The sequence below is a fragment of the Mycobacterium sp. genome (assembly GCF_035314665.1).
Classification (GTDB): domain Bacteria; phylum Actinomycetota; class Actinomycetes; order Mycobacteriales; family Mycobacteriaceae; genus Mycobacterium.
On sequence record NZ_DATFZD010000167.1, the window covers coordinates 1 to 23823 of the forward strand.

Genomic DNA, 23823 nt, shown 5'->3' on the forward strand with positions numbered 1-23823 from the left:
GCGAATTGGACCTTGGATGCGCCCCGGGCCGGACCCTGCGCCCAGAAAAACACGTCATCGGCCGGGTCGTTGCGCGTTCCGATCTCGGGGTAAGCCGCCGGGTTGAACATGTAGTTGGGCATGAACTTCAGGATCTGCGCGACGTTGACGTGCACGGTTCCTTCCAGGCGCGGCAAGGCGCCGATCAGCCGTGCTACTTCGCAGAAGTAGGTGTTCTTCTCGAAGCCTTTGGCGGCCAACACATCCCACAGCAAAGTGACGACAGCCTCGCCCTCGGAGGTGACCTTGGACTTGGTCACCGGGTTGAACAACAGGTATCGACGGTCATCGAGGCTGGCACTGCGGAAGTAGTCGATCGCGCGGTCGCTGAACAGTTTCATCGCGATCAATCTGGCGTACGCCTCGACGAAGCTGGCCCGCACGTGTGGGAAGTCGGTGACCGGGTTGCCGTACAGGATGCGGTTGTTGGCATGCGTGATCGCCTCGTAGAAGGCGTGCTCGCACATCCCAATCGAGCCGCTGCACAGATTGAACTTGCCCACGTTGACGGTGTTGAGCGCGGCCGAGAACGCCTCCGGGCCGGCGCACAGGATGTCCTCCTCGTGCACCGGGTAGTCGTTGAGCCGGAAGTTGCTGACATACATCTGGCCGTGCACGACGTTGCCGATCAGCTCGTAGTTCTGGTGGCCGCTGTCGGCGACGAACCACACGTAACCGTCGGCGCCGTCGACGTCGGTGCGCCGCGAGAACACCGACACCATGCCCGCCACGTTGCCGTTGCCGATGTAGTACTTCTCCCCCGACGCGCGGAAGATGACACCCTCGTCGTCGTCCTGCGCCGGCGTCAGCAGCAAGTCGGTGTTGTAGATGTCGGCTCCGTGCTCGCGCTCGGACAGCCCGAACGCCATCACCCCGCCGGCTTCGAGTTGACTGGCCGCGCGTTCTTTGGCCTTGATGTTGTCGCTCTGCCAGATCGGCCCGAGGCCCAGGATCGTGACCTGCTCGGCATACCAGTAGGACAACCCGTAGAACCCGAAGATCTCGCTGAGCGCGGCGTTGCGCGAGGTGTCCCACCGCTTGTTCGGATCGCCCCCGCCGTATTCCGACGGGGTGAGGAAGGTCGCGAAGATCCGTTCCTGCTTGATGAAGTCGAGGAAGTCCGACACCCAGGCCGCTTCGAGGTCGTCGCGCAGCAGCTTGGTTTTGCCGCGTTGTTCGAACCAGTCGATCACCGCGCGCAGTTGACGCCGCGTCTCCGGGTCGAAGTGCGACGGTTCGTAGGTGTTCGGATCAAACAGGAGTCCCATGGCTAGGCCTTTCCCCCGCCGCCTTTCGGCGGATGCGGGTCCGGCCTCGAATCTAACGCTAGTTACTCGGGGGATCTCGAGAAGCTAACGATTTGGTGGTCGGGCGGCGTGGGGACGCGCGCCCACCTCGTCGGCCGTGTTCTGGTGTAGGCCTGATGTCGTCATTTGGGCTTTTTGCGGCCCGCGCCGCGCTCGCCACGCTGGCGGGGTCGGCGCTGTTTGCCCTCGGCATGCCATCCGCCCCCGCCGACCCGTCGACCGACGCCCTGGGTTTCGTCGACTCGACCGCGCGGTGCGCGGCGCCGGACACCGCGGTGGTCTTCGGCAGCACGGCGACCTCGCGGGTGGCGGTCTGCGAGACCTCCACCGGTAAATTCGAGTACCGCGGGGTGCGGATCAGCGACGGCGCCAAGCTGGTCGTGCCGGCGTCGGCGTCGAACGACGGCGGATACATCGCCCAGAGCGACGGAATCACCTACACGGTGACAGCCACGTCGCTGGTCGTCAGCGAGGGCAACCAGGAGATCCGCAAGGAACCGATGGTGTATTTCCACGGTGCGAAAGCGACTGCAGCGGCGCCGGGTAGCTCAGCGCCGGCCGCGCCACCGCCGTCGGCAAAAGCAACACCGACGACGCCGTTGCCGCCACCGCTGCCCGCCGAAGTGGGCGGCACCCGGCACTAATTCGATTGTTCGGCTCCTCCTCATCGCGCTGCGCGCTCTGCGTCGTCGCCGAACTAGTTCGCCGGCGCCGCAGCCGAAATCGATTGGCTCACGGTGTAACTGTCGATCCCTTCGGTGCCCAGTTCGCGGCCGTAGCCGCTGTTCTTGACACCGCCGAACGGGGCAACCGGATCCATGATGTAGCCCTCGTTGACGCCGAAAGTGCCCGACCGTACCCGGGCCGCCACGCCGTACCCTCGGTCGACGTCGGCGGTGAACACCGAGCCGGCCAGCCCATACTCGGAGTCGTTGGCGATCCGGATCGCCTCGTCTTCGTCGCGGTAGGGAATGACAGTCAGCACTGGGCCGAAAATCTCTTCGCGGGCAATCCGCATGTCATTGCTCGCGTCGCTGAACAGCGTCGGCCGCACATACCAGCCGGTGTCCAGACCGTCGGGCATATCCGCGCCGCCGATCACCAGGCGAGCGCCTTCGCTGCGGCCCGCTTCGATGTAGCCGCGAACCCGTTCCTGCTGACGTTTGGCCACCAGCGGGCCGATCTGGGTGTTGGGATCGGCGGGGTCGCCCACCGTCATCGACGACATCCCGGCCGCCAATGCGTCGACGAACTGGTCCTTGCGTGCTTCCGGTACCAGGATCCGGCTCAGCGCGTTGCACACCTGCCCGCTGTTGGCCAGGCTGGCCATCTGAATCGCGGTGGCGGTCGACGATGGGTCGGCATCGTCGAGCACGATGGCCGCCGACTTGCCGCCCAGTTCCAGGCTGACCTGCTTGAGTCCCGCGGCGCAGGCGAGGGCTACCTGGCGGCCGGCCGCGGTTGACCCGGTGAACGAGACCTTGTCGACGCCCGGGTGACCCACCAACAACTCGCCGACCTCGCGACCGCCGGGCACCACGTTCAGCACACCGGGCGGAAGATCGGCCTCAGCGACCAACTCGGCGAGCAACTGCGCGTCGAGCACCGACTCGGGTGCCGGTTTGAGCACCACCGAACATCCCGCCAGCAACGCCGGCACCACCTTGGTGACGGTGAGAAACTGCGGCATGTTCCAGGGCGCCACCGCGGCGACAACTCCGACCGGTTGCTTCAGAATCCGAATATCCTTGCCGTACAACCCCGGACGCGCCTGCTGCCATTCGTAGTTCTGCGCCATGCCGCAGAACGCCGAGATCATCGTGAGCGGCAGCGCCACCTGTGCCCTTTTCGCGAAGCTGATGGGAGCGCCGATCTCGGCCGAAATCAGCGCCGCCATATCGGCTCGCCGCTCTTTGTAGATGCCGGCCAGCCGGGTGAGCGCCTCGATCCGTTCGGCGGGCTGCATGCGCGGCCACGGTCCGGTGTCGAACGCCGCCCGCGCGGCGTCGACCGCCCGGTCCACATCGGCAGGGCCCGCGCAGGCCGCGTGACCGATGACCGCCTCGCTGTGCGGCGATACCACCGTGATGACGGCGTCGGACTCCGAGCCGGAAGGGGGTTTAGAAACAGGAGAAGTCCACTTGCCGTCGATGAACAGTTGGTCTCTCTCGTACATCAATGCCTCTCAGGTGTTGCGGCCGCCATTGACACCGAGGATCTGGCCGGTGATGTAGCTGGCCTCCTCGGACACGAAAAACGAACACGCGGCGGCAATATCTTCGGGCTTTCCGACCCGGCGCACCGGTGTGCGGTTGATGTGGTCCTCCACCGAGCCACCCAGGAGATGCCGACTCTCGGCGCTGCGCAGCATCGGTGTGTCTACGAATCCCGGCGGTACGGCGTTGACGGTGATCCCGCTCGGGCCGTATTCGAGGGCAAGCGATTTGGTCAGCCCATTCACCGCGGATTTTGCCGCGACGTAATGGGCCATGAACGGTTGCCCGGAGTGCGTGCTGGACGACGAGATGTTGACGATACGTCCCCAACCTTCCTCGACCATGTCGGGCAGCACGGCCTGGATGGTGTGGAATACGCCGTTCAGGTTGACATCGATCACCTTGGACCATTCCTGAAACGACATGTGCAGAAACTTCTTGAAGCCTTCCACCCCGGCCGCGTTGACTAGCACCAGGATTGGGCCGAACGCTTCGCGGATCGCCGCGACGGCGGCGTCGACCTGGGCGCGGTCGCGGACGTCGGCGACGTGGCCGTACTCGTCGTCGGTGGGTGACAGGTCGATGACGGCGACCCGAAGGCCGTCTTTGCGCAACCGTTGGGCGACCGCGCGGCCAATCCCTGACGCACCGCCGGTCACGACCGCCGTCTTCAAGCCTGCAACCCACCTTCCTGAGCGACCGCCCAAACATGCCTATCACTCCCCGTCGACGCCGGTCAAGTGAAGCGTTAGGGTCCGTTGATGGACAGGCCGCCATTTCGTTTCGCCGTGCAGGCGACCAACGCCACCGGGGGCCGCGAGTGGCACGACACCGTTCGGAGAGTCGAAGACCTCGGCTACTCAACGCTTTTCCTGGCTGATCACTACCTGGGACCGGGCGCCGCGCAGCGCGCGGCGCGCACCCCTCGCCAAGACCTGGCTCCTATCGCGGCGATGGCGGCGGCAGCCGCGGTGAGCCAGACATTGCGCATCGGGTGCCGGGTGTTCTGCATCGACTATCATGCGCCGGCGGTATTGGCCAAGGAGGCGGCGACGCTTGACCTGCTGTCCGACGGTCGGTTGGAGATGGGTATCGGAGCCGGGTGGAGCGACGTCGAGTACACCGCAATGGGTATCGACTTCGAGCCTCCGGGCCGGCGAATCGCCAAGCTTGCCGAGGTCGTCTCGTTCGTCAAGGCGCATTGGCAAGGCGACGAGCTGGACTGGTCAGGCGACTTCGTTCGGGTGCAGGGATATGCCGGGCGGCCCCGTCCGGTGCAACGTCCACATCCCCCGATCATGATCGGCGGGGGCGGCCGCCGCGTCCTTTCGCTGGCCGCCCGGGCGGGCGACATCGTCAGCATTTCCAGCGTGCCGTTTGTGGCGCGCGACGCCGACGGCCTCGATCCGCAGGCAGTCGCCCAACGTCGAATCGGTTTCGTGCGCGAGGCTGCCGGCGAGCGGTTCGGCGGTTTGGAGGTCGAGAGCTCGCCGTACTTCACGCAGATCACCGCCCATCCCGAGGCGGCCCTGGCCGAACTCGCGACGACAACCGGGATAGCAGCCGAATTGCTGCGTGACCATCCCAACGTCCTGGTCGGCTCGGTGGAAAGCGTTGTTGAGACGCTGTGTTCGCGTCGGGAAAAGCTGGGCATCAACTACGTCACGGTCCAGCAGTCCGAGATCGAATCCTTCGCACCGGTGGTAGCCCGGCTGCACGGGCGCTGAACCTTGACCCTCAACCGCATAGGTGGGACTATTTGGGCGATCGCTCAAGGGAACGGGACGGCTCTATGGCAAAGCGGACCAGATACAGCGAGTACCACGACCGGTACCCGAACTATCGGCTCGACCTCACCGACGACGGAATCCTGTTCATGCAGTGCCACACCAACGGCGGCAGCCTGGTGTGGGACTGGCGGGCACACGACCAGATGTCCGACGCGTTCGCCGACATCGCCGGGGATCGCGAGATCAAGGTACTGATCCACACCGGCACCGGCGAGAACTACAACGCCAATTGGGGGCGCATGCCCAACGGCGACCCGGTCGAAAAGCCCGATTACCAGCTCATGCCCGGCACCCGCGGCTTGCACAAGCTCGACGAAAAAGCTTGGTATGCACGGCATTTGATCACCAACGTGCTCGACGTCGACGTTCCGATGATCAGTGCTGTGAACGGCCCGTGCAATATGCACTCCGAGGTGCCGCTGCTGGGCGATATTGTGCTGGCCTCCGAGGACGCCTACTTCCAGGACGCATCACATTTTCCTCGCGGCCAGGTGCCCGGCGACGGTCAGCACGTCATCTGGAGCTTTTTGGCCGGCCACACCCGCGCTCGCTATTTCCTGCTGACCGGGATGAAACTCGGCGCGGCCGAAGCCAAGGAGTGGGGTGTGGTCAACGAGGTGCTGGCAGGAGACCAGTTGCTCGACCGGGCATGGGAATTGGCTCGCGAACTGGTCAAGCGTCCACCGCTGACGCTGCGTTACTCACGCCAGCTGTTTACCAACCCGCTCAAACGGGCCTTCATCGACGAACTCGGCCACGGCCTGGCCCGGGAAACCTACGCGCAGCGGGCCTTCTTCCCGTTCGGCGGTGAGATGGCCCCGCTCGATAGGGCCTGGGATCAGGAGCCTTGGTCGAACGGCGCGCCCGCCCAAGACGATCAGCGCAACGAAGGAGTCCGGTCGTGACGAGTATCCAGCAGCGACTGTCCACCGGCCGCGGCAAGTTCACCACCGACTATCCCGAACTCGGCACCGGCCCGGTCAGCTACGAAGACTCCATCTCCGAGGAATTCTTCGCCGCCGAGCGTAAAGCCGTGTTCGAACGAAACTGGTTGTGCGTCGGGCGAATCGAGCGGCTACCGCGCAAGGGCTCGTACTTCACCCGCGACCTGCCCGGTGGCCTCGCATCGATCGTGATCGCCCGCGATCTGGATGACAGCGTGCACGCGTTCCACAATGTGTGCGCTCACCGCGGCAACAAGGTCGTCTGGCAAGAGCACCCCGGACGAGAGTCCTCGGGAACGTGTCGCGCGTTTGCCTGCAAATACCACGGGTGGCGATACGGCCTGGACGGCAAGCTCAACCACGTCACCAACGAAGACGAGTTTTTCGATCTCGACAAGAGCACACTGCGGATGCCGCCGGTGCACTGCGAGGTGTGGGCGGGCTTCATCTTCATCAATCTCGCCGACGATCCGGTGCCGCTTCGGGATTTCCTCGGCGACGGACTATTAGCCATCGAGAGCTATCCGTTCGAGAAGATGACGCAGCGCTACGGGTTCTCCACCCGGATCAACGGGAACTGGAAGCTGGCTGTCGACTCGGTATGCGAGTGGTATCACCCGCCGTATGTGCACGGTCGCTTCATCGACCCCGACGTCTCCAAGGCCGAGAAGATGGTGCCGCCCGTCGACTCCTACCACTACGAACTGTTCCGGCCGCACATGCTGACCTCGGTCCCCGGACCGCCGCCGCTGCCGCCCCGCGAACCGGGCACCGCCGGACCAGCCCGCCAGGACCAGCGTTGGGTTTACAAGCTGTTCCGCGCCGGTCTGTTCGGACCCGACGATGTTCCGGATATCGGTCCGCAGCCCGATTTCCTGAACCGCGGCAACATCGCATCGTGGGGCAACGACCAATTCTGGGTCTTCCCGAACATCTCCATCCAGATCTGGGCCCGCGGCTACTACATCACCTACACCTACTGGCCGGAGACCGTGGACTCGCACATCTACGAGATCGACATGTATTTCGTCCCGCCGGCCAACGCGCATGAGCGCTTGGCGCAGGAGTTGGTGGTCGACAGCACGATTGAGTTCGCGATGCAGGACGTGAACACCATCGAGGCCACCCACTCGGCGCTGAAGACACGGGCGCAAAGCACCTTCCACCTCAGCGACCAGGAACTGCTCATCCGCCAGTTCCACACGGTCATCCGCGACACCGTAGCCGCTTACCGTTCTGGGGAGTCGTCATGACCAATTTGGCCCTCCCGCAAGGATTCTCCGACCTGGAACCATTCGTGGCCGACTGGGCATTAACGACGCGGGCGCAACGCTACGAGGCGCGTGTGCAGAAACCGTACGACGAACTCGTCAGGTTCTACGACGCGATCGCGCCTCGGGCCGAACAGGCGATCGCCTACCTCGATGAGCTCGACATCAACGAATTGCCTGAAGACGCCGAACGGCTGCTGCATCTGCTCTACTCGATGATCTTGGTCTCCTACGCCGTCAACGTGTTCAAGCAGAACCGCATCCCGGACTCCGGTGCCGCCTTCTTCGACATGGTCGCCGAGCCGGCGGTGTGACACGACGTGACCGCATCCGCACGACCGAAGACACGCGACTCCACCACTCGCGACATGCTGATCGCCGCGACGAGTCAGATCATGGTCGAGGAAGGTTATGCCGCGGCCACGTCACGCCGGGTCGCGACCCAGGCCGGCGTGAAACCGGCCCTCGTGCACTACTACTTCCCCACGATGGACGATTTGTATCTGGCGGTTTTCCGCCGTGGCGCCACCATTTACCTTGACAGACAGCAGAAAGCGTTGGCTTCCGATCGCCCCCTCCACGCCTTCTGGGATACCCTCATCGAACCCAAAGACACCCGACTGTTGTTGGAGTTCATGGGGCTGGCCAATCACCGCAAGGAGATCAGGGCGGAGATCGCGGCCTGGTCCGAGCGCTGGCGCGAACAGCAGATCACCGCGCTGAATTTCATCGTCCGCGAGCACGACATCGACACCGAAGATTTCCCGCCCGCCGCCCTGGCGGTCGTCATCGCCGCGATCGGCCGCACGCTGATACTCGAACAGGGACTTGGCGCCGCCGGCGGCCACGACGAGGCTGTCGCTCTGGTGCATCGAATGCTCGACCGATTCGAGATGCCGCGGCCGAAAGCCCGCCAGGGCCGGAGCAATCAGTCCGGCTAAGGCAGCACCACCCGCAGCCGCTCCCAGCCGCGAACGGTGGACGTCGACGCGAGTTGTGCTGTGTCGTAATCGATGCCCCATTCGGGCCAACGGTTGAGGATCTCGTCCAGTGCGACACGACCCTCCAGGCGCGCGAGGTTTGCACCCAGGCAGTAGTGCACGCCTTTTCCAAAGGTGATGTGCGAAATGTTGTCGCGGTGGATGTTGAAGGTGTCCGGATCGGCGTACCGGCGGGGGTCGCGATTAGCGGCGCCGAACAGCAATAGCATGGCGCTGCCCGCCGGAACGGTGGTGCCGTAGCACTCGAAATCCGTTGTCATCCAGCGGGCTACGTGCGGACCGGTAGGCTCGAACCGTAGCGTCTCGTCGACGGTGCGATTCAGCAGCGAACGATCCTGGTGGATTTCCCGGCGCTGATCGGGATGCTCGGCGAGCACCTTGGCCAGCCAGCCGATCAGCCGGCCCGTCGTCTCGTTTCCGGCACCGGCCACCACCTGGGTGTAATGCAGCACCTCTTTGCGGCTCAGCTTTCGGTGCACGCCCTGCTCGTCGTCGAATTCGACGTTGAGCAGTGTCGTCATCAGGTCGTCGGACGGGTTCTTCGATCGCCATTCGACGTAGTCGGCGTAGATCCGGCCGTCGGCGATGGAGTCGGCGTCGGCGACCTTGAGCGGCGCGCCGGGCTTGGTGCGCAAGTTGGCGTCGTTGGCGTCGCGAACCGAGACCTGCTCGGACTCAGGAATTCCCAGCAGCATGCCGATCACCCGCATCGGCATCATCGACGCCAGCTCGGCGATGATGTCGAAGCCATCGGAGCCGACCAGCGGATCCAGGCAGCCGATGCAGTACTGCCGGATCTGGTCTTCGATCGCGGCCATCCGGCGCGGCGTGAACACCCGCGACATCAGCCCCCGCAGCCTGGAATGCTCAGGGGGATCCTGAAACATCATCACGCCACCGGGCATGTCGAATTTCGACTTGACCAACTCAAGGATGTCACTGCGACGACTGGAGAAGACTTCCCAGTTCGCCAATGCTTGCTCGACGTCGGAATGCCTTGAGATCGCCCAGAAGTCGTATTGCTCGTTGTAGTAGATCGGCGCCTGGTCGCGCAGCCGGGCGTAAGTCGGGTACGGGTCGGCGTTGATGCCGACGTCGTAGGGGTCGTAATAAACGTCCGTGTCGCTGGTGACAGTCATCAATAATTCCCTTACTTCAGGCAGCTGCCGGCATCCACCGTGAGCGGGACCCCGGTGATGTAGCGCGCTTCGTCGGAGGCCAAGAACAACACCGCGTTGCTGATGTCCTCTGGGGTCACCCAGGGGATGGGCAAGACGTGGAAGCTCTGGCACACCGGCGCAAGATCATCCGGCCCGGGGTTGTCCAATTCCGGGCGGAAAGCGCGATAGGTGGCCTCGTTCAACAACAACGGCGAATTCACATGCGTCGGCAGGACAGCGTTGACCCGGATCATGTGCTGCCCCAATTCGACCGCGAACGAACGCATCAGGCCGATCACGCCGTGCTTGGCAGCGACGTAGTGGCCGACGTGCGGATAGGCCTTGTTACCGGCAACCGAGGACGTCAGGATGATCGAGCCGCCGCGATCACCTGCCAGGATGTGCGGAACGCCGGCCTTCACCGTCTTCCACACTCCGCTGAGGTTGACGTCGATCATCTCCTGCCACAGCGCCTCTTTGGCCTTGTACAGCTTTCCGGCCGTCGTACCGATGCCGGCGTTGGCGACGATGACGTCTAGCAGTCCCAGCTGTTCGACACCGCCGTCAACGGCGGCTTTCAGCTCGTCGTAATCGCGAACGTCGACCTCGGCGGTCACGATCCGACCCCCGGCGTTCTTGACCATGCCGGCCGTCTCGTCGAGGTCTTCCGGCGTCGCACCATCCACAGGAGAATTCTCAAAGTCGCGGCAGATGTCGACGGCGATGATGTCGGCACCCTCCCGCGCGAGCCGGACGGCATGACTTCTGCCCTGCCCGCGTGCGGCACCGGTCACGAATGCGACCTTGCCGTCCATCCGGCCCGCCATGCCAACCTCGATTCCCCTGCGGATGCGATTTTGGGCGATCGCCCAATTCTAGGGCGCACGCCATGTTTAGCAGCACGGCGTCGAGCGCGTCAAGGGCGCGCAATCGGCGCCGGGCTAGGCGCTCGCAAACGGGCCGACGTGCAAGGTGGAGAAACTCGGATCTGTGCACGCCGTATCAGCGTGCGCGATCACGAGGGAAGCGGTTTGGCCGGGCGGGGAGACTTGCAGGCCGCTGACCGGGGTCGTCTCGCACCCGAAGTTTCCGGCGTTGACGATTCCGAGTGTCGCTGTGGCCATCTGGCCGGGCGATAGCGTGACGGTGGCAGTTGAGCCGGGGTCCTGCTCGGCGGCTTTGCCGACCCGGTGATTGTCGGCGCCCGCAACGAACGACACGCCGGCGTAGCCCTGGATAGTGCATGGTGAGCTGCCAGTATTGCGGAGGTTGAGCGGATAGTAGACGGTACCGGCCGTTCCGTTCTCTTGGCCAAGGCTGGCCGCTAGCGCGGTGGTAAGACACTGCGAGGCAGTCGCCGCCGGCGTACCGGTCGTCGCGGTGCTGGGAGTTGTGCCCGTTTTAGACGAGCTGCAGCCGGCCAGGATGACCGCAGCGGCGATGCTGAGATACATAGGCAAACGCTTCATTGCGTACTCCCTTATTAGGCGGTGCGGTTTCAAAGCTGCCACAACGCGGCCCGCCGGGCGGCAAATCGGCGATGACACGAAAACCCTGGTGTACTACTGACCTGGCTCGCTTGCGAGTTGCGCTGAGGAATTTGCCACACCACGTCGAACACCACAGTAAGGTGCTGTCCGTGAGCGGAAAGTCGTTAGCCACAGGTCGCGGCCGCTGGTTGGGCTTCGCGGCCACGGTCGTCGCCTCTGCCGCCATGCTCTACGCGCAAAGCAACGAGACTCGGTGCTGCGTCACGACCACACCGGCGAAACCGGTGGCAGCCTCGACGAGCCCCAAACCCGCGCCGCCCAGCGCGCCGGCCATCGCGTCTCCGCCGCAGACCGCCACTCCGGCGGAGGCGCACTTGCTGGCTGCAGATGCGCCTGTCGCTGCCCAGAGTTTTCAGTTCGTGTTGCCCCGCGGCGTTGCGCCGGAGAATGGGTTGCAGGTCAAGACCATCTGGGCTGCCCGTGCAATTAGCGTGTTGTTTCCGCAGATCACCACCATCGGCGGGTACCGGCAGGACGCGTTGAAATGGCATCCCAACGGGTTGGCCATCGACGTGATGATCCCGAACCACGACTCCCCGGCGGGCATCGAGCTCGGCAACCAAATCGCCGGGTTCGCGTTGGCGAATGCCAAGCGATGGGGAATCAACCACGTGATCTGGCGGCAGAAAATCTATCCGGGCGTCGGCAAGGGGAGCTGGACCGCGGACTACGGCAACGAAACCGCCAACCACTACGACCACGTTCACATCGCTACCGACGGCGGCGGATATCCGACCGGGCACGAAACGTACTACATCGGATCGATGACCCCGACGCCGCCAGACTGATGGCGCACTGCGCCTCACTGGGCGGTCCAGCCGCCGTCGACTGAATAAGAGGCGCCGGTGATGGTGGCGGCGGCATCGCCTGCCAGGAAGACCGCGAGGGCGCCGATGTCCTCGGGACGGGTGAAGCGGGCCATCGGCTGCTTTACGGCAACGAACTCTTGCTTGGCCTCGTCAAAGGACTTTCCCGCCGCGTCGGCGAAAACTTCGACTTGCTGTGCTATCAGCGGCGTCATCACCCAACCTGGGCAGATCGCGTTGCACGTGATGCCGTGATCGGCGGTTTCGATTGCCACCACCTTCGTTAATCCGACAACCCCGTGTTTTGCCGCGACATACGCGGCCTTCTCGGCGCTTGCCACGAGGCCGTGCGCCGAGGCGATATTGATGATCCGGCCCCAACCGCGGCGCTTCATCCCCGGCAGCACGCATCGACTCGTGTGGAAAGCGGCCGACAGATTCGTGGCGATGACGGCGTCCCATTTCTCGACTGGGAAATCCTCCACCTTCGCCACGAACTGGATACCAGCATTGTTGACGAGGACATCGATTCTCCCGAAGGTCTTTTCGGCGCCGCTGATCATCTCGGCAATCTCGGCCGGCTTGGTCACGTCGGCGCTCGAATAAACCGCGGTTACTCCGAAGGTTTGCTCGATACTCTGACGCTCTTGCTCAACGGCCTCTGGGTCACCGAAACCGTTGAGCGTCACGTTTGCCCCCTCGCCGGCGAAGGCGCGTGCGATGGCAAGACCAATACCGGACGTGGAACCCGTTACGACGACGGATTTTCCGCGGATCATCGTCTTTTGCCCTTCCTCCAGACAGCTCGGCTGCGCGGATCGAGTATCCCTCAACCACGTGTTCGGCGGGCTCATCGGGTAGAACCAAGGAATGACCGCCGAGCGCACGATTCTGCGCGGCACCACCGTCGTCGACGTCCGCGACGGCAGCCTGGACCGCGACGTTGACATCACCGTCGAAGGCGGCCGGATCGCCTCGATCATGCCTGCCTCCGAGGACCACCCGGACCGGGTCGCGGTGGTCGACGCGCGGGGCACGTACGCGGTGCCGGGGTTCTGCGACATGCATGCCCATCCACTGGCGGACCGACGCGACGCCCGTCCGGCGCTGCGGCTCATGCTTGCCTGCGGCGTCACAGGATTCCGCCAGATGGGGGGCTCACGCACACTGCTCGGTGATCGCAGCACCGGCAAGCTCGCCCTCCCCACTGACGGGCCTGCGCTGCTGTCGATGCCAGGCGAGGTATTGCTGCCCTTCAATGCCGGCAGTGAATCCGTTGCGCTGCAATCGGTCCGGCAGCAGGCCGAGACCGGAGCCTATTTCATCAAGGTTGCGATGGTGGCCCCGCAGGTGTTCTTTCCGGCTCAGGCCGAAGCCGCTCGGCTGGGGCTGGCTACCGTTGGGCATCTGCCCGTCGGGATCGATGTACGCGCAGCCTCCGACGGCAGGATGCGCTCGATCGAGCACCTCGGTCCCGGCGTCGCCATCGTCGCGGCGTGCTGCGATCACCAGGACGCCATCGAACGGGCGGTTGCAGACTGTGCCGCACCGAAATTCCCCACCGTTCCCAGGTTCCCGTTCGCCGAGCGGCTGATGGGGATGCTCCTGGCCCGGGTGATGGCCAAGACCGTCATCAACCCCCTGCTGCTGGCCAAACCGGTCGACGCCGAGCTGATCGCCGACGCCGGTCAGTCATTCAACGACGACAAAGCCCGTGATTTGGCAAGGGTATTCGCCGCCGATCAGACCTGGCAGTGTCCAACGCTGATCCGGCTACGCACCCAACAGTTCTGCGACGACCCGGTCTACCACGCCAACCCCAACAACCGCTTCGCGTCGAGGCGGACTCTGAAGAGCTGGCGAAAGGCCACCGAGAAATATGCCTCTCGCCCCGAGACGATGCGCAGCGCTTATCGCAACCACTACCGCCGGCAGCTGGACATGGTGCGCATCTTTGACGAAGAGGGCGTCAAGATGATAGCCGGCAGCGATGTTAGCGGATCCGGTTGGGAGATACCCGGATTTGCATTGCATGACGAGTTCGACCAGTTGGCGGCGGCAGGTCTGACGCCGTTGCGAATCTTGCAGATGGCCACCATCAACGCTGCCGAGTTTCTTGGCAGGACAGCGACTTTGGGCACGGTAGAACCCGGGAAGGACGCCGACATTGTCTTGCTGTCGGCTAACCCCGTGGACAACGTGGCCCACCTGCACGACATCGGCGGCGTGGTCCGGGCCGGCCGCTATTACTCGCCGGAGACTCTCGCGGCGACGATCCAGACCGTCGCCGAAACCCATGCTGCTGTATAACTATCCGCGTCAGCGCGACACCGGGCAGGCGCCGGTGTAGTCGACCTGCCAATGCTTGATTCCGTTGAGCCAGCCGGATCGTAACCGCTCCGGGTTGGCTCGCGAGGTGAGGTCGGGAACGAGGTCGGCGATCGCGTTGAACATCACCTCGATGGTCAGCCTGGCGAGGTTGGCCCCCAAGCAGTAATGCGCGCCGGTGCCGCCAAAACTGACGTGCGGGTTTGGGTCTCGCAGCACGTTGAACGAGAACGGATCGTCGAACACATCCTCGTCGAAGTTGGCCGATCGGTAGAACAGCGCGAGGCGCTGGCCCTGCTTGATCGGGACGCCGCCGAGTTCGATATCGCGGAGCGCGGTGCGCTGAAAAGCCGTGATCGGGGTGGCCCATCGGATGATCTCGTCGACGGCGGTGACGGGGCGCCGCTCCTTGAACACCTTCCACTGCTCCGGGTTGTCGAGGAACGCCATCATTCCCTGCGTGATCGAGTTGCGGGTGGTCTCGTTGCCGGCCACCGTCAGCGTCACCATAAACAGCCCGAACTCCTCGTCGGAGAGCCTGTGGCCGTCGACGTCGGCCTCGATCAGCTGGCTGACGATGTCGTCACCCGGATGGTCGGCCTTGAGTGCGGCGAGTTGCATTCCGTAGAACATCAATTCGCCGGCCGACGCCAACGCCTCGGACCCGGCGAACTCCGGATCCTCATCCCCCACCATCTTGTTGGTCCAATGGAACAGCTTGGATCGATCCTCAAACGGGACACCGAGTAGTCCGGCCATCGCCTGTAGTGGCAGCTCGCTGGACACCTGCGCCACGAAGTCCCCGGTCCCGGCGGCGGCTGCCTCGGCGACGATACGACGGGCTCGCTGTGCCAGGTCTTCTCGAAGCCGCTCCACCGCACGGGGTGTGAAACCTCGAGACACGATCTTGCGCATGTGGGTGTGCTGCGGAGCATCCATGTTGATCATCGAGAATCGGCCGGCCTCGATCTGCCCGCGCGCCGCCTCCTCATCGCAATACCGCGGCACGATGCAGTTCTCGGCGCTGGAGAACACGCCGTCGCGCAGTGACACCTCACGCACGTCGCGATGCTTGCTGACCACCCAGTACCCGCCGTCAGTGAAACCTCCGACGCCCTCCGGCTGCTCGTTCCACCAAATGGGCGCCGCGCGCCGTAGTTCGCGCAGCTCCTCGGTCGGCAGGCGCGCGGCGTAGACGTCGGGGTCGGTGAAGTCGAAACCCTTCGGCAGCTGCGGTGTCGCCATGATGCCTCCTAAGTCAGCCAATGGTCGACGAGGTCGGCCCACCGGCGCGAGATGGTCTGCCCCATCTCGTCGCGCCCGGGGCGATTGTCGAGGGCGCCGATGGTCAACCGCGCGATCTCGTCGACCTGATCGCGGTCCAACCCGAACGCCACCAGCGCGTCGAGGTCGCGGTCGGTGTCGATCTCATCCGGCAGCGCAGACCGCGCGAGCAACACTGCCGCGTTCTCCTCGCCGACCTCCAGCAGCATGGCAACCAGGCTGGACTTGCTGACATTCACCAACCGGTCACACCGGCCTGCGGATCGACAGCTCAAGTCCGTTGTCGCGCATGACGGTTCGGCACTGCTGAGGCGTGTAGTCGAAGTTCTCCAGATCCTTGAGATAGGACGCGGGGTCGGCCAGGCCTTCGACATGGGGGAAGTCCGAACCCATGATGATGCGGTTTTCGCCCAGCAGCCTCAGCAGGCTGGCCAGCTCATCCTCGTAGAAGGGCGACACCCAGACGTGGCGTTTGAAGGTCTCTCTTGGGTCCTCCCTGTAGATCTGCGGGATCTGTCCGTAGGACTTGGTCAGCTTTTCGAACAGGTGAAACACCCAGTCCGAGCCGCTTTCGATCGAAGCCATCCTCAGATTGGGGAAGCGCAGGTAAAGCCCGTTGTGCAGGTGGTTGGCGAAGGTGTCCTGTAAGGCGTGTCCGGAGAACAAGTTCCGGAAACCGAGCAGCGCCTGGAACGACATCATGTAGTCCGATTCACCCCAGGCCGGCATGAACTTCGAGTAGTACGTCTCGCCGGAGTGGTAGCACACGGTGATGCCTGAATCGTTGGCCAACTGCCAGAAGGCGTCGAACATGGGGTCGCCGGGCGGACGCATGCCGACCTCTGTCGTGATCGGTCCGGGCACCATGACGATGAAGCGGGCGTCACGCTCCAGCGCCCACTCGAGTTCGCGGACCGCATCGTCCGGTTTGCACATGGTGATGTAGGGAGCGCCGAATATCCGCTCCTGGTAGGCGAATCCCCAGTCCTCATCCATCCAGCGGTTAAAAGCCCGGAAGGTCGCGACCGTGGCGTCGAAGTCGGGCAACAGCGCTTGTTCCATCCCGACGCCGAGGGTGGGCAGCAGGATGCAGCCCGCCATGCCCTGCTGATCCATCAACGCCAGGCGCGCGTCGCGGTCGCGATACGCCGCCGGGATCGGTTCCAAGTCGCCGAACAGCGCATTCAAGTCGGCACCTCTGGGGTTTCGGCCGCGAAAGTATTCGTCGAGCGCGCCCGGCTTGCCCACCGGATCGAAGGTCGGATTCGGGATGAACCTGTTGACCCTGCCACCGACGATGAGACGCTGTTTACCGTCCAGTTGGGCCCATTGGATCGCGCGCTTTTTCAAGTGCGGCTCGATGTGACGGGTGAACGCGTCGAGCGCTTCGTAGTAGTGGTTGTCGCAGTCGAAAAACTTGAACGGGAGCTGTGTCGTCATCGCGGCAAACGTCCTTTCTGGGGCCCGAATTTAGAGGATTCAGTTGCGCGGTAAGCCGAGGACCATCGATGCGATGACCGTCAGCTGTATCTCCGGGGTTCCCCCGCCGATGAGTTCGGCAGGAGCGTCGAAGTAGGGCTGCACGACGGCCGGGTCGGACTCCGCCAGCATCGCGATGCGGCCGGTCAGGCCGAGCGTGGCGGTCCACGCGCGACGCAGCAAAGTGACCATCGCGTACTTGGCGATGCTGGACGTCGGTCCCGGCCCCTGACCCTCGACCAGACGCAGGGTTTCGCGCAGCACCACGGCCTTGATCGCCGTGCTGTAGGCCTCGACGTCGCCGAGCGCCCGCAGCGCCGCATCCTGTTCGGGGCCATCGATTTCCGTCATTCGTCGAAGGGCAGCGGCGCGATCGATGCTGACGTAGTTGCCGATGGCGGTTCGTTCGACCGCCATCGTCGACACCGCCAGGCCCCAGCCGTCGCCGGGCTCACCGACCAGCATGTCGTCGGGCACGAACACGTCGGTCAGAAAGACCTCGTTGAATTCGGTGCGTCCGCTGGCCTGCTTGATCGGGGAGACGTCGATGCCCGGCCAGCTCATGTCGACGAGGAAGTAGCTGATCCCGCGGTGCTTCTTCGCTTCGGGATCGGTGCGCGCCAGCAGCGCGCCGAACTGAGCCCGATTGGCCAGCGAGGTCCAGATCTTGTGCCCGTTGACCACCCATCCCCCGTCGACCTTGTTGGCGCGGGTCGACAGCGACGCCAGGTCAGAGCCGGCGCCGGGTTCACTGAAGAGTTGGCACCACCGCTGTACGCCGCGCAGGATCGGCCAGGCGAAGCGCTCGCGCTGCAGATCCGATCCGCTGCCCAGAATCGTCGGAAGGATCCACTCCGCAATGCCGAGCGAGGGTCGTATCAATTCGGGACGCTTGTCGAATTCCTCGGCGATGATCACCTGCTGAACCGGCGACGCGCCGACACCCCACGGCGCAGGCAGATTCGGTGCGGCCAGGCCGTTGCGGGCCAGCAGATCCCGTTGCGGCCCAAAGGCCAAGCCGGGGTTCCTGCTGTCGTCGGAAGGGTGGTCGTTGGACAGACTTAACGCGTCGTCGAGCGTTGCGGCCACCCTGGCTCGGAATTCGGACTCGATAGTGCCCAAATCGATTGTGGTGGAGCGCTTCACCGTGCGTGCCAACTCCCCGACCTCGCGAGTCCAGTGCGTCGTCGGGCCCAACGACGCCGCCAAGCTGGTGGCGCGCCGCCAGTACAGGTGTGTGTCGTGCTCCCACGTGTAGCCGATCGCGCCGAACATCAACAACGCGTCGAGCACCAGATCGGGGGCCGCGGCCACCGCCATCACCGCGCCCGACGCCGCGGCCAGCCGGTGCTGCTCGATGGATTCGCCTTCGGCCCGTACCGCGTCCCAGGCCGACGCCGTCGCCAGTTCCGAGCTCACCAGCAGCGTCGCCGCCTTGTGCTGCAGCGCCTGAAACGCTCCGACCGGTTTACCGAATTGTTCACGCGTGCGGATGTAATCGGTCGCCGCGTCGGAGCAACGACGCACCGTCCCGGCCGCCGCGCAGGCCGAAAGCGCCACCACAACGCAGCGAGCCCGCGGCGTGGAGATGCCGGATATCACTGAGCTGGCCGGCGCGATGTAATCAACGAGATCGAGCACACCGACGTCGGTGCACAGATCGGTGCCTCGTTGCGGTTCGACCGTCAAGCCCGGGCCTTTCGAGTCCGTGTCCAGGGCAAACCACTGTTCACCGCCATCAGCGCTCTGCGCGCAGAGCAGGATGCGTTGCGCCGCACAGATTCCCAGAACGGATCCCGACGACCCATCGAGCCGCCACGAGTCTCCTTCGGAGACGGCCCGCACGTCGCAATGCTCGGGCAGGATGACGACCGCCGTCGCGCCGTCAGCCAGTTCGGTGAGCAGCGGTTTGACCGACGCGTCGGCCAGGCTCGCAACGGCGCTCGCCGTCACCGTGCTCAACAGCGGTCCCGGCAGCAGCGCCGCCGCCGCGGCCTCGACCACACAGGCCATGTCGACCAGACTGCCGCCCTGGCCGCCGATGTCCACCGGAAGGTGCACCGCATGAAAGCCGTGCTCGACGAATTCCGGCCACCAGGGCGGTAATTCGCCCGCCGCTATCGACTCGAAGGCGGCCCGGGTCGCGTCGATGGGCGCGTGCCGGGCAGCGAACCGGCTGACAGCGTCAACGAGTTGCTCCTGCTCGGCGGTGATGGCCAGCGCCATAGGTTCTTCAGCCTTCCAGGCCGAGGATGCGGGCAGCGTTGCCGTACAGGAACTTCGGCCACACCTCGTCCTTCAGCAGAACGTTGGGTAGCTCGCTGAAGATTCGCTCCAGCGACAGGCCCATCGGGAAGTAGCCGGCGTAGATGATTTTGTCGGCGCCGCGGGAATTCGCGTAGTCGATGATGGCCTTCGGGTAGTACTTGGGCGCAAACGCTGATGTCGAGTAGTACAGGTTCGGCCACTTCAGCATCAGCTTGACCGCCAGATCCTGCCACGGTTCGCAGCCGTGGCGGGTGACGAATACCAGATCGGGGAAATCGAACATCACGATGTCGATTCGCGAAACTTCTTGCGGTGCAAAGGGAACTCGCGGGCCGGGGATACCGGCGCAGACGAAGATCGGGATGCCCAACTCGACGCAGGTGGCATAGATCGGGTACATCTTCGGGTCGTCGATAGGGACTTGCGGGAAGGTTCCGGCCGGGAACACCGACGTGGCGCGGATGCCGAACTGCTCGTACTCGCGACGAATCGCGTTCACCGAACCCATCACATCGTTGGGGTCCACCAGCGCGCCGGATGGCACGAAGCGATCCGGGAACGTCTTCAGTGCCAGCTGCGCGGAGCCCTCACCGACCCCGATCATTGCCTTTTCGATACCGAACCGGTCCATCTGCTGGAGCACCAGCGACACCGGGTCGTCGGTCGGCAGCCCCTTCGGCACGTCCTTGAAGATGTACTCGACCGGGAACTCGAAGTCCTCTTTGGATTCGCGGTCCTTGGTCTGCCTGCGGATGAAGTCGTACTGAGCGGAGCCCTCGTGTGGGAATCCGACCATTGTGTCGATCACCGGCAGACCCACAGGTCCGGCCATGGCGTCCTCCGATCGCTACCAGCGTCGCTGCTCGATCCATACTGAAACAACGTTCTACCTCTGTCAAGATGTGGCGGCATGTCTAGCTGGGATAACACTGTGCAATTCGGACGATGTGTCGTAACATCGGAGCATTCACTGAGAAGTCGGTTCTCGACCTGAGCCGGAGGTCGCATCGTCAATACTCCCGTCGAGCGGGCCGAATCCCCCGTAGTTCCCCTTGCGGATATGACCAGTCGCCAGCTGATCCGGCGAGCCAGGATCATCGAAGCCGTGATCGATCTGATCGGCGACGTGGGCGCCGATGCGGTCCAGATGCGCGACGTGGCCCAGCGTTCGGGAGTGGCGCTGGCTACGGTCTATCGCTACTTCAGCTCGAAGGAGCACCTGCTTGCGGCGGCGCTGGAGGACTGGCAGAAGCGACTCACCCGCCGCATCCTCGCATCGCGTGGCACCCGGACGGACCACGACCCGTTGCCGGGCGTCCTGGATTACTTACGACGCGCACAGCGCGCCTTTTACCGCAACCCGGAAATGACGGCGCTAATGCTGCAAGCGGCGAGAGCCACTGCTCCCGAGGCCAGATCGATGCTCGACCAGATGAATCGCACGAACGCCGAGATGTTTGACAGCCTGCTCGACGGCGTTGCACCGGAGGACATTCCGAACATCACTTTCGGCCTCAACGGCGCGTTGAGCAACGCGCTCGCCGGGGTGCTCACCGGCATGATGACGTTGGAAGAGTCGCTAAGCCGAGTCGAGTGGGTCGCCCGTGCACTGCTGCCTCGTGAGTGGGCCGAACCCTAGAAGGAGCGATCTGAATGACACAGCCATTGCGCGATATCCGCGAGCTCGCAGGTAATGCTGACGCCTATCGCGACGAGCTGTTCCGACGCTGGACCGGCCTGCTGAGCTACCGCTACATCGGCCGGAAGCATTCGTCGATGAACATCGGCGAGGTCGACGACACCGTGGTGATCCGCCGTGACATGCGCAACGAGGCCGGCGGAATCATGGTGGCGCCGTTGGCGATCTCGTCGCCGGAGGGTTGTCAGACGGATATGGTCGCGGTGCCCAATCCGGTCATCGCCTCGGTGCAGATCGTCGACCCGGGATATGACGTCAAGCGGGTCGAGATCGTCGATTCCGGCAACATCCACCAGGGTCGCACGATGGGGTACGGGCGATGCAAGATCGTCGACGCCGACAACCCGGAACGGGTGATCGCTTTCAACGAGGGCCAGGGCGCAATCATCGGTATTCCGCCCGAAGGCCTTGACCGGATGGATGTTTCAGGAACCGAGCTCGTCATCGAAGACTCCCCCGAACTGCCGCCGCTGTGGCAGGCGTTCGGCGCGTCGAAGCGTTCCGACGGCCACTGGGTGCTGCCGGCGCTGAGCGCGGAGCTGGCATCACCCGATGCGGCTCTGCACATCGGGCCGCAGCACGTCGTCCTCGAGACCGCCGCTATCGACCTCGCCGCGGCGGCCGTGGGCACCAGGAAGGTCCAGGTCGTCAGCTGGCATGTGATGTTCATGTCGCGGGGCAAGGTCGGGCCGTTCCGTGTCGAAGGCACCGCGCACGTGGGAACCACCGGACGCGTTGGGGTGCGGATGTTGCTGCACGACGAAGGCAACGGCGACAAGCCGGTCACCTCCGCGGCGGCGGTGTTCGACGTCGTGGAATGAGCGGCCCGTAATTGGGCTTGTGCCGTGCCGGTACCGCACCGTACCGTCGACAGGTACCTTGGAGTACCGGCTTCGAGAAGGCGACGAGATGGGTGAAGCGACGACCGATCCGGTAAGGCTGCCGCCCAGGCTGCGGATACCGAAAATCGTTCAGGCCCTTGCGTTCGTGGCCAGCCGTGAGAAGGCGGTCGGGACACTGGCCCGACGCCACGGCACGGCATTCACGCTGAACCTGCCTATCGTCGGCGAGGCTGTGGTGATCAGCGACCCGGTCCTGATCAAGGACCTGTTCACGACGAGCGGCGACGTAGTCGGCAGGAGGCCGTCGAACGGCCTGGGCAGGATTTTTGGCCCCGGATCGACTTTCAGTCTCGACGGCGATGCGCACCGTGAGCGGCGGAAGTTACTGGTCCCACCATTTCACGGCAAGCGAATGCAAGGCTACGAGCACATCATCGAAGAAGAGGTGGTGCGTGAGACCGCGAACTGGCCCGAGGGCCGCGAGTTCGAGACGTTGCCCTCGATGATGCGCATCACGCTCAACGCGATCCTGCGCGCGGTCTTCGGCGCTGAGGGTGCCGCGTTCGACGAACTGCGTGAGTTGCTGCCGGCGATGGTGCTGTTGGGTTCGCGGTTCGCGATTCTGTCTGAGATAGTGCAGCGTGCTCTCGGTGTAAGGGGCCAGGCGCCCCGGTTCCAGCGTTACCGCAGGCGTTATAACGCCCTGATCGACGGCCTGATCTCCGACGCGCTGGCCGACCCGGCATTCGAGCAGCGCGGCGACGTGCTTTCACTGATGCTACGGGCGCGCTACGAAGATGGCTCGCAGATCTCCAATGACCACATCGCCGATGAGCTGCTCACGCTGCTGCTAGCCGGCCACGAGACCACTGCAACGACGCTGGCATGGACCGTCGAGCGGCTGCGGCGCCACCCCCGGTTGCTGTCGCGGTTGACCGAAGAGGTCGAGGCCGGAGGATCACAGTTGCGGCAGGCCACGATCCAGGAAGTGCAGCGGACTCGACCGGTTATTCGATTTACTGCCCGGATGACGAAGAAGCGAATCCGTCTCGGGGAGTGGGTGATCCCCGAACACGGTGCAGTGGTCGTCAGCATCTCGGCGGCCCACGCATCAGAGCAGAACTTCCCCGACGCGAACTCCTTCAACCCCGACCGATTCCTCGGCGCTGGCCCGGAGAGCTACACGTGGATTCCGTTTGGTGGTGGGATCCACCGTTGCATCGGCGCCGCCTTCGCCAACATGGAGATGAACGTGACGCTGCGCACCTTGTTGCGCGAATTCGAATTCGGCACCACCGGTGCGCCGGGCGAGCGGTATCACTCCCGGGGTGTGGCCATTGCGCCCGGGCGTGGTGGCCGCGCCGTCGTATACCGCCGACCGCCCGTAAACGACTCATCCCTGCTCGGGGACAAGAACTTTGCGTCAGAGGGGCTGCCCGCCCGCATCGGCCGCTAGGGAGACCAGTCGCCTCGCACAACCAGGACGCTGACTGCGCCTGGCTAGGAAACCGGATCTGATGCGCCGCGGTAGGCCGCGGCGTCCTCGATATCCACCCGGGAGCGGTCCGGCAGGGCCGCGACGCAGCCAATCGTGATGATCGCGGCAAGCACGATGTAAATCGAGATCGAGTAGGGCGTGCCGGTTTCATGCAGCAGCCACGTCGCGATCAACGGCGCCGGGCCGCCGGCGAACACCGACGCCAACTGGTAGCCGAGCCCGGCGCCGCCATAGCGCAGGTGCGTCGGGAAGCTTTCGCCGATCAACGCGGCCTGTGGACCGTATTCCATCGCGTGCAGCTGCAGTGACACCACGACCGCGACAAAGATCAGCACGGCGCC

Annotated in this window: 23 protein-coding genes and 1 pseudogene; 11 read left to right on the top strand and 13 right to left on the bottom strand. The window is 64.3% G+C overall.

The window, feature by feature from the left end; translation table 11 throughout:
- Nucleotides 1-1307: acyl-CoA dehydrogenase family protein (locus VKI00_RS13435; RefSeq protein ID WP_324438082.1), on the bottom strand; the 1307-nt coding region annotated here is incomplete at its 3' end.
- A gap of 155 nt (nt 1308-1462) precedes the next feature.
- On the opposite strand from VKI00_RS13435, the gene VKI00_RS13440 reads away from it, so the two are divergent.
- Nucleotides 1463-1990, top strand: a complete 528-nt coding sequence (locus VKI00_RS13440; protein WP_324438084.1) for a hypothetical protein — start codon at nt 1463-1465, stop codon at nt 1988-1990.
- Between the two features lie 53 nt (nt 1991-2043).
- On the opposite strand, the gene VKI00_RS13445 is transcribed toward VKI00_RS13440, so the two are convergent.
- Both VKI00_RS13445 and VKI00_RS13450 read right to left on the bottom strand, forming a co-directional pair.
- Nucleotides 2044-3522, bottom strand: coding sequence for an aldehyde dehydrogenase (locus VKI00_RS13445; protein ID WP_324438086.1), 1479 nt, complete (start codon nt 3520-3522; stop codon nt 2044-2046).
- 9 nt (nt 3523-3531) lie between these two features.
- Nucleotides 3532-4236 (bottom strand): SDR family NAD(P)-dependent oxidoreductase, encoded by a 705-nt coding sequence (locus tag VKI00_RS13450; RefSeq protein ID WP_324438088.1) that lies wholly within the window; start codon nt 4234-4236, stop codon nt 3532-3534.
- An 87-nt stretch (nt 4237-4323) separates the two neighbouring features.
- Here VKI00_RS13450 and VKI00_RS13455 point away from each other — a divergent pair, with 87 nt between their 5' ends.
- The 5 genes from VKI00_RS13455 to VKI00_RS13475 all read left to right on the top strand — a co-directional run bounded on the left by VKI00_RS13455 (nt 4324) and on the right by VKI00_RS13475 (nt 8508).
- The gene (locus VKI00_RS13455; RefSeq protein WP_324438090.1) at nt 4324-5289 is read left to right on the top strand and encodes a TIGR03621 family F420-dependent LLM class oxidoreductase; all 966 of its coding nucleotides are present in this window, start codon (nt 4324-4326) and stop codon (nt 5287-5289) included.
- A 65-nt stretch (nt 5290-5354) separates the two neighbouring features.
- Nucleotides 5355-6257 carry an enoyl-CoA hydratase/isomerase family protein gene (locus tag VKI00_RS13460; RefSeq protein ID WP_324438092.1) on the top strand — a complete coding sequence of 301 codons (903 nt, stop codon included), beginning with the start codon at nt 5355-5357 and terminating at the stop codon, nt 6255-6257.
- Nucleotides 6254-7549, top strand: coding sequence for an aromatic ring-hydroxylating dioxygenase subunit alpha (locus tag VKI00_RS13465; RefSeq protein ID WP_324438094.1), 1296 nt, complete (start codon nt 6254-6256; stop codon nt 7547-7549). The genes VKI00_RS13460 and VKI00_RS13465 overlap by 4 nt, the downstream gene beginning before the upstream one ends.
- The gene (locus VKI00_RS13470) at nt 7546-7881 is read left to right on the top strand and encodes a hypothetical protein (protein ID WP_324438096.1); all 336 of its coding nucleotides are present in this window, start codon (nt 7546-7548) and stop codon (nt 7879-7881) included. Before VKI00_RS13465 ends, VKI00_RS13470 begins: the two co-directional genes overlap by 4 nt.
- Before the next feature lie 54 nt (nt 7882-7935).
- Nucleotides 7936-8508, top strand: coding sequence for a helix-turn-helix domain-containing protein (locus tag VKI00_RS13475; protein WP_324438098.1), 573 nt, complete (start codon nt 7936-7938; stop codon nt 8506-8508).
- Here the strand turns inward: VKI00_RS13475 and VKI00_RS13480 are convergent.
- The 3 genes from VKI00_RS13480 to VKI00_RS13490 form a co-directional block, all read right to left on the bottom strand.
- The gene (locus VKI00_RS13480; protein ID WP_324438100.1) at nt 8505-9707 is read right to left on the bottom strand and encodes a cytochrome P450; all 1203 of its coding nucleotides are present in this window, start codon (nt 9705-9707) and stop codon (nt 8505-8507) included. The genes VKI00_RS13475 and VKI00_RS13480 overlap by 4 nt on opposite strands.
- Before the next feature lie 11 nt (nt 9708-9718).
- Nucleotides 9719-10555, bottom strand: a complete 837-nt coding sequence (locus VKI00_RS13485; RefSeq protein ID WP_324438102.1) for a mycofactocin-coupled SDR family oxidoreductase — start codon at nt 10553-10555, stop codon at nt 9719-9721.
- Between the two features lie 114 nt (nt 10556-10669).
- Nucleotides 10670-11197 carry a DUF4232 domain-containing protein gene (locus VKI00_RS13490; RefSeq protein WP_324438103.1) on the bottom strand — a complete coding sequence of 176 codons (528 nt, stop codon included), beginning with the start codon at nt 11195-11197 and terminating at the stop codon, nt 10670-10672.
- Between the two features lie 170 nt (nt 11198-11367).
- Here VKI00_RS13490 and VKI00_RS13495 point away from each other — a divergent pair, with 170 nt between their 5' ends.
- On the top strand, nt 11368-12066 hold the full coding sequence (locus VKI00_RS13495; RefSeq protein ID WP_324438105.1) for a glycoside hydrolase: 699 nt from the start codon (nt 11368-11370) through the stop codon (nt 12064-12066).
- Between the two features lie 14 nt (nt 12067-12080).
- On the opposite strand, the gene VKI00_RS13500 is transcribed toward VKI00_RS13495, so the two are convergent.
- Nucleotides 12081-12938 carry a 3-hydroxybutyrate dehydrogenase gene (locus tag VKI00_RS13500; protein ID WP_324438107.1) on the bottom strand — a complete coding sequence of 286 codons (858 nt, stop codon included), beginning with the start codon at nt 12936-12938 and terminating at the stop codon, nt 12081-12083.
- A 16-nt stretch (nt 12939-12954) separates the two neighbouring features.
- On the opposite strand from VKI00_RS13500, the gene VKI00_RS13505 reads away from it, so the two are divergent.
- A complete protein-coding gene (locus tag VKI00_RS13505; protein ID WP_324438109.1) occupies nt 12955-14394 on the top strand; it encodes an amidohydrolase family protein in 1440 nt (479 codons plus the stop codon).
- Between the two features lie 9 nt (nt 14395-14403).
- Here VKI00_RS13505 and VKI00_RS13510 read toward each other — a convergent pair whose 3' ends face one another.
- From VKI00_RS13510 to VKI00_RS13530, 5 genes are read right to left on the bottom strand one after another with little or no spacing between them, the layout of a single operon-like run.
- Nucleotides 14404-15657 (bottom strand): cytochrome P450, encoded by a 1254-nt coding sequence (locus VKI00_RS13510; protein WP_324438111.1) that lies wholly within the window; start codon nt 15655-15657, stop codon nt 14404-14406.
- 8 nt (nt 15658-15665) lie between these two features.
- A complete protein-coding gene (locus tag VKI00_RS13515) occupies nt 15666-15935 on the bottom strand; it encodes a hypothetical protein (protein WP_324438113.1) in 270 nt (89 codons plus the stop codon).
- 7 nt (nt 15936-15942) lie between these two features.
- Complete coding sequence (locus tag VKI00_RS13520) at nt 15943-17136, bottom strand: amidohydrolase family protein (protein ID WP_324438115.1); 1194 nt, start codon at nt 17134-17136, stop codon at nt 15943-15945.
- 39 nt (nt 17137-17175) lie between these two features.
- A complete protein-coding gene (locus VKI00_RS13525) occupies nt 17176-19401 on the bottom strand; it encodes an acyl-CoA dehydrogenase (protein ID WP_324438117.1) in 2226 nt (741 codons plus the stop codon).
- A 7-nt stretch (nt 19402-19408) separates the two neighbouring features.
- Nucleotides 19409-20275, bottom strand: coding sequence for an amidohydrolase family protein (locus tag VKI00_RS13530; protein ID WP_324438118.1), 867 nt, complete (start codon nt 20273-20275; stop codon nt 19409-19411).
- A gap of 228 nt (nt 20276-20503) precedes the next feature.
- Here VKI00_RS13530 and VKI00_RS13535 point away from each other — a divergent pair, with 228 nt between their 5' ends.
- The 3 genes from VKI00_RS13535 to VKI00_RS13545 all read left to right on the top strand — a co-directional run bounded on the left by VKI00_RS13535 (nt 20504) and on the right by VKI00_RS13545 (nt 23440).
- The gene (locus VKI00_RS13535; protein ID WP_324438120.1) at nt 20504-21082 is read left to right on the top strand and encodes a TetR family transcriptional regulator; all 579 of its coding nucleotides are present in this window, start codon (nt 20504-20506) and stop codon (nt 21080-21082) included.
- Between the two features lie 14 nt (nt 21083-21096).
- Nucleotides 21097-21963, top strand: a complete 867-nt coding sequence (locus VKI00_RS13540) for a hypothetical protein (RefSeq protein ID WP_324438123.1) — start codon at nt 21097-21099, stop codon at nt 21961-21963.
- 88 nt (nt 21964-22051) lie between these two features.
- Nucleotides 22052-23440: a cytochrome P450 gene (locus tag VKI00_RS13545; protein ID WP_324438125.1), complete on the top strand. Its 1389-nt coding sequence runs from the start codon at nt 22052-22054 to the stop codon at nt 23438-23440.
- Between the two features lie 44 nt (nt 23441-23484).
- Here the strand turns inward: VKI00_RS13545 and VKI00_RS13550 are convergent.
- Nucleotides 23485-23823: pseudogene (locus tag VKI00_RS13550) on the bottom strand (MFS transporter); the annotation flags it as partial.